Here is an 11,955-nt window from a genome sequence, read left to right on the forward strand (position 1 = left end):
TCAGTGCGTGGACGCCTCAGTGACGATCTCGGTGCGGTCGCCGGACCACAGGGTGTGGAAGGTTCCGGGCATGTCGACTCGGTGATAGGTGTGCGCTCCGAAGAAGTCGCGCTGTCCCTGCACCAAAGCGGCGGGAAGCCGCTCACTTGCAAGCGAGTCGAAGTAGCTCAGGCTGGCACCGAAGCCGGGAACCGGGATGCCCGAGAGCGCGGCGGTCGAGACGACGCGGCGCCAGGCTGCCTCACCGGCGGCGACGGCCTCGGCGAAGTACGGGTCGACAAGCAGGCTCGAGATCGACGGGTCGTTATCGTAGGCGGTCACGATGCGGTTGAGGAACTGGGCGCGAATGATGCAACCGCCACGCCAGATGGTAGCGATGGCGCCCTTGTCGATGTTCCAGTTGTACTTGGTCGCCCCAGCGATGATCGCGTCGAAACCTTGCGCGTAAGCGACGATCTTCGACGCGTAGAGCGCCTGGCGCACGTCTTCCTGGAAGGTGTGGCCGACGACGGCGATTTCGGGCCGTGCGGTGATGCTGGCACGCACCGGTCCGCGCTGCTCGGGGTGGCTTGAGACGGCGCGAGCGAAAACCGCCTCGGCGATGCCACCGACCGGAACGCCGAGGTCGAGGGAATTCTGCACAGTCCAGACCCCGGTTCCTTTGGAGCCGGCCTCGTCGAGCACGACGTCGATGAACGGCTGGCCGGTTTTGGCGTCGACCTGGCGCAGAATCTCCGCGGTGATTTCGATCAGGTAGCTGTTGAGCTCCCCGTCGTTCCAGTCCGTGAAGATATCGGCGATGGCTTCGGGGGAGTGCCCGCCGACCTTGCGCAGCAGGTCGTAGGCCTCGGCGATGAGCTGCATGTCGGCGTATTCGATGCCGTTGTGGATCATCTTGACGAAGTGGCCGGCGCCGTCGGTGCCGATGTGGGTGACGCAGGGCACGCCGTCGACGACGGCGGCGATGGATTCAAGAATGGGTCCGAGGGTCTTGTACGCCTCGACCGAGCCGCCGGGCATGATGCTCGGGCCGTTGAGGGCGCCCTCTTCGCCACCGGAGATACCGGCGCCGACGAAGTTTATGCTTTTGGCGCTTTGCTCTTTTTCGCGACGGATGGTGTCGGTGAAGTCGGCGTTGCCGCCGTCGACGATGATGTCGCCGGGTTCGAACAGCTCAGAGAGCTGAGAGATGACGGCGTCGGTTCCGCGTCCGGCCTGCACCATGATGATGGCGGTGCGCGGCTTGGTCAGCGAGGCGACGAAATCGGCGATGTTCTCGGAGGCGACAAAATTCGCCTCGGGGTGTTCTGTCGTGAGTAAACGGGTGCGTTCGGGGGAACGGTTGTAGACCGCGACCGTGTTTCCTTCGCGGCCGGCGAGGTTGCGGGCCAGGTTGGAACCCATCACCGCCAGACCGACGACACCGATATTTGCCTGTGCTTGCCGTGACTCTGACACGTTTTCTCCTTCGGGGCTGCGTTGAACAGACCATCTACGAGTTTAGCGCATGGGCCTGAATGGTCCCACAAAGGGGGGATACGCACGATTTCAAAGAAACAGATATAAATGTTAGCTTGATAGTTGTAATCAGATTTAATGCGTGCTCGTCGCGCCGTGATCCGATGTAATGAAGCAGCGGCCGTCGGAGGAACACCATGCCTGATCACTTTCACATTCCCGTCGTCGTGATGGGTGTTCAGGGCTGTGGTAAGTCCACTGTCGGCCTCGCCCTGGCGCAGGCCCGCGGCCTGCGTTTTCTCGACGGTGACGACCTGCACAGCGTGGCCGCGCGTACCAAGATGGCGTCCGGGCATCCGCTTACCGATGAGGATCGCCTGCCGTGGCTCACCCGCATCGCCGAGACGATAGCGAATGCCGTTGCCCAGGGTGAACCCGTTGTCGTCGCCTGCTCCGCCCTCAAGCGCAGCTACCGCGATCTTCTGCGCGCCTTCGTGCCGACGCTCGTCTTCGTCGAGCTTTACGGCAGCCGGGAGCTCATCGCCGAGCGCCTCACCCACCGCAACCACGAATACATGCCACCCGGACTGCTCGACTCGCAATTTGCGACGCTCGAACCTCTCGCGGCCGACGAAGCGGGACTCCGCGTCGACCTCATCCACACCCCCGACGAACTCGTCGGCTTGATCCACAAAGGGATAGCTCACTGATGACCGATCTTGAAATGAACTGGGTGCTCGGCACCCCCGCTTTGCTCGGTGTTGCCGCCGGCGCGATCGCGGTGCTCCTCGTGCTCATTATGAAGTTCAAGGTGCACGCGTTCCTGTCGCTGATCATCGTGAGTCTGCTGACCGCGGTCGCCACCGGAATTCCGACCGCCCGTCTCATGCCCACCCTGCTTGAAGGCTTCGGCGGCACCCTGGCCGGGGTCGCCCTGCTCGTCGGCCTGGGTGCCATGCTTGGCCGAATGCTGGAAACCAGCGGTGGAGCGCAGGTGCTGACGGATGCCCTGATCACCAGGTTTGGAGAACGGCGCGCGCCGATCGCACTCGCCGTTGCGTCGCTTATGCTCGGTTTTCCGATCTTTTTCGACGCCGGCCTGGTCGTCATGCTGCCGATCATCTTCGCCGTCGCCCGTCGCCTCGGCGGATCGTTCCTCGGCTATGCGTTTCCGTCGGCCGTGGCTTTCTCGGTGATGCACATCTTCGTGCCACCGCACCCGGGGCCCGTCGCGGCGACCGGCCTGCTCGGTGCCGACGTGGGACTCGTTTTGATCTTCGGTCTTCTGGTCGCTCTGCCCACCTGGTACGTCGTCGGCCACCTGTTCGGTGGGTATGTCGGTCGCAAGTACGACATTCCCGTGCCGGCCATACTGCGCGGCAGCACCGGTGACTTCACCGAGTTCGCCTCCGCGCCCCGCGTCGGCATCATCATGACGCTGCTCCTGCTGCCGATCGGACTGATCTTTCTCAACACCGGTCTGAACATGGCGGCAACCGCCGGGCTCGTCTCCCTTGACGATGCCTGGGTGCAGGTCCTGCGTGCCATCGGCGAGACCCCGGTCGCCCTGCTCATCACCGTGGTGCTTGCCATGGCCCTGCTGGGCTGGAAAAAACGCAAGTCGGCCACCCTCGTAGAATCCGTTGTGGACAGCGCGCTCGGCCCGGTCTCAGCCGTCATCCTCATCACCGGCGCCGGCGGAATGTTCGGCGGCGTGCTCCGCGCCAGCGGCATCGGCACTGCCTTGGCCGAATCGCTTGACGCAATCGGTCTGCCCGTCATCGTGGCCGGTTTTGTGATCGCCGCACTTGTGCGCATCGCGCAGGGGTCGGCCACGGTGGCCCTGACCACCACAGCGGCGCTTCTGCAGCCGGTCGTGATGGGCAGCCCCGCGTTCAACCCGGTCGAACTCGCCGCCATCGTGCTGGCCCTCGCCGCCGGGTCGGTTTTCGCTGGGCACGTCAACGATTCCGGCTTCTGGCTGGTCAGCCGCTTCTTTGGTATGGACACTAAAACCACGCTCAAGACCTGGACGGTCGGTCAGGCCCTCGTCGGAATCGTTGGCTTCACGATTGCCGCGGCCATCTACCTCCTGGCCAGCCTGCTGTAACCTGATCGGTTCGCGCGGTGCCCGCCCGCGCTAGAAGAAAATGCGGGCAGTGTGCACCCAGGACTCTTCCACTTCGGCGATGGTGCGCCGCATGATCAGTTCCATCGACTCGCGGGCACGCACGGGGTGGCCGCCCTGAATGGCGTCTGCCACGTCGACGTGCCACTGCAGCGCGGTTTCGTGCGGGTGGGCAGGCATGAGGCCGAGGCCGGTGCGCCCCGAGAGCACGGCCGCGATCACCTCGTCGAGCTTGGCGAACATTTCGTTTCCTGATCCGTGCAGCACAAGGCGGTGAAAATGGATGTCCAGAGCCAGAAATCGTTCGAGGTCACCGGAACGTCCCACCGTGCGCATCTGCGCCGCCACGGTCATGAGTTCGCCCGACATCGCCTGCGGGCAGTGTTGGGCGGCCAACTCGGCGGCCATCGGCTCGACGGAGGCCCGCAGCTCGGTGAGCGAGCGCAACTGCGCGCCCCGGCCCGCTCCAGCCAAACGCCAGCGGATGAGTACCGGGTCGAACGCATTCCATCCTGACTGCGGACGCACCCGAATTCCGACGCGCTTGACCGACTCGACCAGGCCCATCGCAGCGAGCACGCGTATCGCCTCGCGCACGACCGATCGACTGACCCCCTGGGTGCGCTCGATCTGCTCCGAGAGCATGACCGTTCCGGCGGGCGTGTGGCCGTCGACGATATGGGTGCCCACCGCGTCGATCACGCGGTTGTGCAGGCTCGATGACATTCTCCGACCCTAACGTCTGCCGAGTCGCAGCCGCAGCCGCAGCGCGCGACACGCCCGGGGTGCAGCACCGGCCCGAACGGTGTAGGCTTGAAGACGAACTTCGGCGAGGGATTCTGCCGGGCCAGACAATTGGACCGGCGGCATCCGTGATCGACGCGGCGGACGAGGCCTTGGGCTTTTCCTCACGCTGACATGCGTTCGAGTTGAATCAGTACCCCTCTTTCTCGGGCTTCCACCCGCGAACCACAACCTGGGCTCACGCCCCGCAAGGAGAAATACCATGGCTAGAGAAGTTACCGCTGTCGTCGCCGAACCGCGCGAAAGCTTTGGCAAGGGCGCGGCCCGCAAGCTGCGCGTGCTCGGCAAGATTCCTGCCGTCATCTACGGCCACGGCACCGAGCCGGTGCACGTGTCGCTGCCGGCCCACCGCATCGCTTTGCTGCTGCGTCGCGCCAACATGATCCTCGAGCTCGACATTGCCGGTGCCAAGCAGCTCGTTCTGGTCAAGGACGTGCAGAAGGACCCGGTGAAGGCCATCATCGAGCACATCGACCTGGTCGTCGTGCGCAAGGGCGAAAAGGTTCAGGTTGAAGTTCAGGTGCACATGTCGGGCGAGTCCTTCCCCGGCACGATCGCCGACTTCGATACCAAGACCCTGCTGCTCGAGGTCGAAGCGACCGACATCCCCGAGAACGTCACCGTGTCGATCGAGGGCCTCGAAGACGGCGCCCAGATTCACGCCAAGGACGTTCCGCTGCCCAGCGGCGCTGTGCTGATCTCTGATGAAGACGCCCTCGTCGCCTACGTCCACACCCCGCGCGGCGAGGACGAGGAAGAAGCCGAGACCGAGGTCATCACGGCCGGAACCCCGGCCGCCACGCCCGGCGCGTAGTAGTAGCACTCATCAACTGGTTCCGTCTGGGCTTTCACCCCCGCAAACGGAGGACTCCCCTGGAAACGAACCTGTGGCTCGTAGTCGGGCTCGGTAACCCCGGGCCCGACTACGCCGGCAACCGGCACAACGTCGGTCAGATGGCGGCGGCGCAGCTCGGCGACCGTCTCTCGTCAAACTTCAAGCGTCACAAAACGGCCGCCCTCGTGGCCGAAGGGCACCTCGCGCCCGGCGGTCCCAAACTGGTGCTGGCCAAGCCCACCACGTTCATGAATGTCTCCGGCAGCCCGGTCGCAGCGCTGCTGCGCTTCTACTCGCTGCCCGTGTCACGGCTCATCGTCGTGCACGATGATCTCGACCTGCCCTTTGACACGCTCAAGATCAAGGTCGGCGGCGGTCACGGCGGCCACAACGGGCTGCGTGACATCATCGCTGCCACCGGAACCAACGACTTCATTCGCATTCGTATGGGCATCGGGCGCCCGCCTGGTCGCCAGAATCCGGCCGATTTCGTTCTGCATGACTTCGCTGCCGCCGAGCGCGGCGTTCTGCCCAATCTGATAGCGGATGCCGCCGACGCGATCGAACTGATCGCCTCCGACGGCGTCGTGGCCGCTCAGCAGAAGTTCCACTCGCCGTCCTGAGGCTAGTTCGGCACTGTCGGTGCCAGTGCGTAGACTCATTCAGTGATCCTTCAGGGCTTAATCGCAGCGCTCGCGCGCGCCTCCACGTTCGACAACGCCCTCGCCTACGCCAGCCGGGATGCTGATTTCTCGCTGACCGAAGGCCTGCGCGCCGCGCTGCTCGCCGCTTTGCTCGACCTCCGCCGCGACGATGCCCAGGCATTGTTCGTCATCACGGCGACCGGCCGCGAGTCGGAGGCCATCCGCGAAAACCTCGGCTGCTTCGCCACGAGCGCCGAAATCATCGATTTTCCGGCCTGGGAGACTCTGCCGCACGAACGCCTCAGCCCGAGCGCCGAGATCGTCGGCAAGCGCCTGCATGCCCTGCGCCGCATGCGCGAATGGCAGGAGCAAGGCCCGGCCACGCGGCATCCGCTCATCGTCGTTGCCTCCGTACGGGCCGCATTGCAGCCGGTCGCCGACAACCTCACCGACTATGAACCGATCGACCTCACCGTCGGCGCCCGCGGCCATGATCTCTCAGCGATCGTGCTGCAGCTGGTCAACCTCGCCTACGCGCGCGTCGACATGGTCACCCGGCGCGGAGAGTTCGCCGTGCGCGGCGGCATCCTCGACGTGTTTCCGCCGGTCGCCGTGCACCCGTACCGAGTCGAGTTCTTCGGCGACGAGGTCGAGCAGATTCGCCTGTTCAGCGTCGCCGACCAGCGATCTTTGCCCGAGGTCGTCGACACGGTCAGCCTGCCGCCCAGCCGAGAACTGCTGCTCAGCCCCGCCGTGCGGCAACGCGCCCGCGAAATGCAGCATGAATTTCCGAGCCTGACCGGTCTGCTCGCCAAAATCGCCGAGGGAATTCCGGTCGAGGGCATGGAAAGCCTCGCGCCAGCCCTGGTCGACCGGCTGGTGCCCGTCACCCACTACCTGCCGATCAACGCCGCCGTTGCCGTGATATCACCGGAACGAGTCGCGAGCCGGGCGATCAGCCTCGCCGAGACCAACCGTGAGTTTCTCGGCGCAGCCTGGAGCGCCGCGACGGCCGGTGCCGACGCCCCGATCGACCTCGAATCGGGCGACTTTCTCACCCTGGGGCGCCTGCGCGACAGCGTGATGTACTCGGCCCCTGGTGCGCCGCCCTCCGGTCACAACTGGTGGACCCTGAGCACGTTCCAGGCCGCGCCGACCGATGCGCCGGTTTTGCCCGAACACCTCGAAATGGACGAGCTGCTCACCATACGCATCGAAGCGGATGCCGTTCCCACCTTCGCCGGCAGCGTTGACGGTGCCGTGGGTCACGTCGCCTCCCGGCTGCACGACGGCTGGGTCATCGGCATTGTTGCCCAGGGCGCCGGTCTGGTCGAACGCGCCGCCCAGGTGCTCGCCGAACGCGAACTGCCGGCGCGGGTGGTAGAGGTGTGGCCGCTGGAACCGGAACCGGGTATCGCCTACCTGCTGAAGGCATCCGTCGATCACGGTTTTGAGCTGCCGCAGAGCAAGCTCGCGCTGATCAGCGAGTCGGAGTTCTACGGGCGCACCGTCGGGTACTCCGAGCGGCAGATCAAGAAGCTCGCCAGTCGCCGCAAGAACGTCGTCGACCCGCTGCAGCTCGTGGCCGGCGACCACGTGGTGCACCAGACGCACGGCATCGGCCGTTTTCTCGAACTGACCCAGCGTGAGGTGTCAAGCGGCGGCCGCAACCCGGTTAAGACCACCCGCGAATACCTCGTGCTGGAATACGCTCCATCGAAGCGTGGGCACGCCGGCGACCGGCTGTACGTGCCGACCGACCAGCTCGACCTCGTCACCCGCTATATCGGCGGGGAGGCACCGGCCCTGAGCAAGATGGGCGGCAGCGACTGGTCGAGCGCCAAGACCAAGGCGCGCAGAGCGGTGCGCGACATTGCTGTTGAGCTCGTCAAACTGTATTCGGCCCGCATGGCCAGCAAGGGGCACGCCTTCGGTCCGGACACCCCCTGGCAGCGTGAACTCGAAGAGGCGTTTCCCTTCGTGGAGACCCCCGACCAGCTCACCACCATCGACGAGGTCAAGGCCGACATGGAACGGCCCATCCCGATGGACCGGCTGCTCAGCGGTGACGTGGGTTTCGGCAAGACCGAGGTCGCCATTCGTGCTGCGTTCAAGGCCGTGCAGGACGGCAAGCAGGTCGCCATGCTCGTACCGACCACCCTGTTGGTCAGCCAGCACATGGAAACCTTCAAGGAACGCTTCGCCGGATTCCCGATTCACCTGCGTGCCCTGTCTCGATTCCAAACCGACAAAGAGTCGCGTGAGACGATCGCGGGCATGCTCGACGGTACCGTCGACGTCGTCATCGGCACGCACCGGCTGCTCTCACCATCGATTATCTTCAAAGACCTCGGCCTCGTCATTATCGACGAGGAGCAGCGCTTCGGTGTTGAGCACAAGGACGCGCTGAAGAAGCTCAAGACCAACGTCGATATTCTCGCGATGAGCGCGACACCCATCCCGCGGTCCCTCGAGATGGCGGTCACCGGCATCCGTGAGATGTCGACCCTCGCCACGCCGCCCGAAGACCGGCACCCGATTCTGACCTTTGTGGGTCCGTACTCGCAGCGGCAAGTCGGCGCCGCCATCCGCCGGGAGCTGTTGCGCGAGGGCCAGATCTTTTTCGTGCATAACCGGGTCACGAGCATCAACCGCATTGCCACCGAGCTTGCCGAACTCGTTCCAGAGGCGCGCATTGCCATCGCGCACGGTCAACTGCCCGAAGCGCAGCTGGAACAGGTCGTCGGTGACTTCTGGGAGCGCAAGTTCGACATTCTGGTCTGCACCACGATCATCGAGACCGGCCTCGACATCAACAACGCCAACACCATCATCATCGACCGCGCCGACAAGTTCGGTTTAAGTCAGCTTCACCAGCTACGCGGCCGGGTCGGGCGTGGGCGCGAGCGCGCCTACGCCTACTTTCTGTATGACGAGAACAAGCCGTTGTCGGAGACCGCCCACGACCGGCTCGCCACGATCGCCGCCAACAACGAGCTCGGCGCCGGCATGCAGGTGGCGCTCAAGGACCTCGAGATTCGCGGCGCCGGCAACCTGCTCGGCGGCGAGCAGGCCGGGCATATCGCCGGTGTGGGCTTCGACCTGTACCTGCGCATGATCGGTGAGGCCGTGAGCACCTTCCGCGGGGACGTCGCCGAGGGACAGACCGAGCTGCGGCTCGAGCTGCCGGTCGACGCGCACATTCCGCACGATTTCGTCGACAGTGAGCGACTGCGCCTCGAGGCCTACCAGAAGCTTTCCAGTGCAAGCTCACCGACGGCGACCGATGATCAGATCGACCTCGTGCTCGACGAGCTCACCGACCGGTACGGTGAACCGCCCGTACCGGTGCAGAACCTCGTGGCCGTGTCGCGGCTGCGCTGGCAGGCCCAGCAGGCTAACCTCAGCGAGGTCGTGGCCATGGGCTCGAACCTGCGGGTGGCGCCCGCCGACCTGGCCGATTCGATGCAGGTGCGACTGCAGCGGATGTACCCCGGCTCGCGGTACGTGTCCGCGACCGGTGCGCTCAGCGTACCGATGCCGCGCCCGAACGGTGAACCGCTCGACGACAATGCCTTGATCGAATGGACCAAGACGCTGCTGGCGGCGATCTTCCCGCCGGCCGTGCCGAGCGCGCTCCCGGCCGGCTAGTCGTCAGGCAGCACCGCGGCATTAAAGAATGCAGCACCGTCGCTGGGTCAACGACGGTGCTGCGGGTTAGCGGGCGTGCACGTGGATGCTCCGCTTAGCCTTTCGACGCCTGTTCCGGCTCGTAGACATCCGGGATGCCGTCGTTGTCGCTATCGATCGCCTCCTTGTCGGCGATGCGCCCATAGTGGCGGTTGCGCAAGCGCAGGATCACCGTGGCCAGGAGTGCGGCGAGGAGCGAACCGACCAAAATGGCTACCTTGGCGTGGTCGTCGTGCGGGCTTCCCTGACCGAAAGCAAGCTCACTGATCAGCAGCGACACGGTGAAACCGACACCGGCCAGCACGGCGACGCCGGTAACGTCGATCCACGACAGATCGGGATCGAGCGCCGCCTTCGTGGTCTTGGTCACAATGAAGGTCGCGAGCAACACGCCGATCGGCTTGCCAACGACGAGAGCGACAACGATGCCGACCGCAACCGGGTCGGTGAGCGCCCGGTACAGGCCATCGGCGCCGCCGATGGTGACGCCGGCGGAGAAGAAGGCGAACACCGGTATCGCGATTCCGCTGGACAGCGGACGGATTCTATGTTCGAGTGTTTCGGCCAGGCCGGGGCCTGCATTGGGCCCGCCGCCGCGCTTGCTGCGCAGCACCGGCACGGCAAAGCCGAGAAGTACACCGGCTACCGTCGCGTGCACGCCAGAACCGTGCACGAGCGCCCAGACAATGAAGCCGAGAGGCAGCAGTATCAGCCACGCGGCCCAGGCTCTGGTGCCGAAGAAGTAGGAGAATTTGTGGGTCAACATCCAGAACAGCGCGATCAGGACCAGGGCCAGCACGAGTGGCAGAACGGCGATGTCGTCCGTGTAAAAGAAGGCGATGATCGTGATGGCGAGCAAATCGTCGACCACGGCGAGAGTCAGCAGAAAGATGCGCAGGGCCGGCGGAAGCTTCGACCCAATAACGGCGAGGACGGCAACGGCAAACGCAATGTCGGTCGCGGTGGGAATTGCCCAGCCGCGCAGTGAATCGGCGCCCGACTCGAGGTTGATCAGTACGTAGATGAGGGCCGGGACGATCACGCCACCGACGGCGGCGGCTACGGGAACGATGGCACGGCTCACACTGCGCAGATCGCCCGCGACAAATTCACGCTTCAGTTCGAGGCCAGCGAGAAAGAAGAAGATCGCCAGCAGGCCGTCGGCCGCCCACGCGCCGAGGCTCAGTTCCAGGTGCCACGGCTCGTAACCGATTTTGTAGTCGCGCAATGAGTAGTACGCGTCTGAGAGGCCAGAGTTGGCCATGATCAGGGCGGCCACGGTCGCAGCCAGCAAAATGGCACCGCCGACGGTTTCTTTGCGCAGAATACTGGAGATGCGCACGACTTCGCCATGACTACCGCGGCGCAGAATGGTGGCGGTGGGCGGGGCCGATTTGGGCTTGGGCTGGCGGAATGGTTTGGTCATAATAAGTCCTCTGGTATTTCCGGCGCGCTCGTGATGTGCCGACCAGACTTCCCGGCTCACCGTTGCCCAGAATACACGAGGCAGCTGACCGCCCCCAAGCGGCCGTTTACGATGGAACCGATCGAGGAGTGCACAACCATGACAGATCCGTTGTTTTCATCAGCCCGAGCCGGATCCGCGCTGCCGGAAACGAACCCGCCAGCGCCGCGGGCGGCAGACGTCGTCGCGGATCCGGCATCCGCTGTTCCGGCATCCTCAACGCAACCGGCTGCAACAGCCCTCGAGACCCTCGTCGCGACCGTTGCGCGGCTGCGCGCGCCCGGCGGATGCCCATGGGACGCCGACCAGACGCACGCCTCGCTCGTGCGCCACCTGGTCGAGGAGACTCACGAACTGATCGAGGCGATCGAAGACGGCAGCCGGGATGACCTGCTCGAGGAGCTGGGTGATGTGCTCTACCAGGTGCTGTTCCACGCCGACCTGGCTGCCCATACCCCAGAGGAAAACTTCAATATTCAGGATGTCGCTGCCCGCCTGACCGAGAAAATGATCGGGCGGCACCCGCACGTGTTTGGTGACCTCACCCTCGAAACGGCCGAGGAGGTGTCGGCTGCCTGGGACGGTTTCAAGGCCGAGGAGAAGCCGGGGCGCACGAGTGTGCTCGACGGCATTCCAGCCGGCATGCCGGCGCTCGCCCTGGCCGACAAGGTGCTCGGCCGGGCCGAGAAGATCGGCCTGCTCGAAGCGGATGCCGGTTTCCCGCTTCCGATCGCGTCCGAGGCTGATCTCGGACCGCTGCTCTTGGCCATCGTGGCATCTGCCAGGGCCCAGGGCCTCGACGCCGAACGAGCGCTGCGAACCGCGGTGCGCGACCTGCAGTCTGAGATTCGCGGCGCCGAACATCCGGCCGCCGATGCCGGCGATGCCTTTGATGCCGGCATCATCGCACTGCCGACCTAGCCTCCCGCTG

General features: G+C 65.0%; 9 protein-coding genes. 6 read left to right on the top strand and 3 right to left on the bottom strand.

Annotated features, from left to right (window positions below):
- Entirely contained in the window at nt 1-1,458 is a 1,458-nt protein-coding gene (gene gndA / locus E3T38_RS15800) for an NADP-dependent phosphogluconate dehydrogenase (RefSeq protein ID WP_134549053.1), read from the bottom strand.
- 197 nt (nt 1,459-1,655) lie between these two features.
- Here gndA and E3T38_RS15805 point away from each other — a divergent pair, with 197 nt between their 5' ends.
- A complete protein-coding gene (locus E3T38_RS15805) occupies nt 1,656-2,168 on the top strand; it encodes a gluconokinase (protein ID WP_241984516.1) in 513 nt (170 codons plus the stop codon).
- Complete coding sequence (locus tag E3T38_RS15810; protein WP_174775260.1) at nt 2,168-3,568, top strand: GntP family permease; 1,401 nt, start codon at nt 2,168-2,170, stop codon at nt 3,566-3,568. Before E3T38_RS15805 ends, E3T38_RS15810 begins: the two co-directional genes overlap by 1 nt.
- 30 nt (nt 3,569-3,598) lie before the next feature.
- Here E3T38_RS15810 and E3T38_RS15815 read toward each other — a convergent pair whose 3' ends face one another.
- Nucleotides 3,599-4,312, bottom strand: coding sequence for a FadR/GntR family transcriptional regulator (locus tag E3T38_RS15815; RefSeq protein WP_134549055.1), 714 nt, complete (start codon nt 4,310-4,312; stop codon nt 3,599-3,601).
- Nucleotides 4,313-4,592: 280 nt separating this feature from the next.
- Between E3T38_RS15815 and E3T38_RS15820 the strand changes: the two genes are divergently transcribed.
- From E3T38_RS15820 to mfd, 3 genes are read left to right on the top strand one after another with little or no spacing between them, the layout of a single operon-like run.
- Nucleotides 4,593-5,204 (top strand): 50S ribosomal protein L25/general stress protein Ctc, encoded by a 612-nt coding sequence (locus tag E3T38_RS15820; protein ID WP_134549056.1) that lies wholly within the window; start codon nt 4,593-4,595, stop codon nt 5,202-5,204.
- 59 nt (nt 5,205-5,263) lie between these two features.
- Nucleotides 5,264-5,848 carry an aminoacyl-tRNA hydrolase gene (gene pth, locus E3T38_RS15825; protein ID WP_134549057.1) on the top strand — a complete coding sequence of 195 codons (585 nt, stop codon included), beginning with the start codon at nt 5,264-5,266 and terminating at the stop codon, nt 5,846-5,848.
- 42 nt (nt 5,849-5,890) lie between these two features.
- Nucleotides 5,891-9,520: a transcription-repair coupling factor gene (gene mfd / locus E3T38_RS15830; protein WP_134549058.1), complete on the top strand. Its 3,630-nt coding sequence runs from the start codon at nt 5,891-5,893 to the stop codon at nt 9,518-9,520.
- Between the two features lie 94 nt (nt 9,521-9,614).
- Here the strand turns inward: mfd and nhaA are convergent, their stop codons facing one another.
- Nucleotides 9,615-10,985, bottom strand: coding sequence for a Na+/H+ antiporter NhaA (gene nhaA / locus E3T38_RS15835; protein WP_134549059.1), 1,371 nt, complete (start codon nt 10,983-10,985; stop codon nt 9,615-9,617).
- Between the two features lie 138 nt (nt 10,986-11,123).
- Here nhaA and E3T38_RS15840 point away from each other — a divergent pair, with 138 nt between their 5' ends.
- Entirely contained in the window at nt 11,124-11,945 is an 822-nt protein-coding gene (locus E3T38_RS15840; protein ID WP_134549060.1) for a MazG family protein, read from the top strand.
- Nucleotides 11,946-11,955 lie beyond the last annotated feature (10 nt).

Origin of the sequence: Cryobacterium sp. Hb1 (assembly GCF_004403585.1) — a bacterium.
GTDB classification, from domain to species: Bacteria; Actinomycetota; Actinomycetes; order Actinomycetales; family Microbacteriaceae; genus Cryobacterium; species Cryobacterium lyxosi.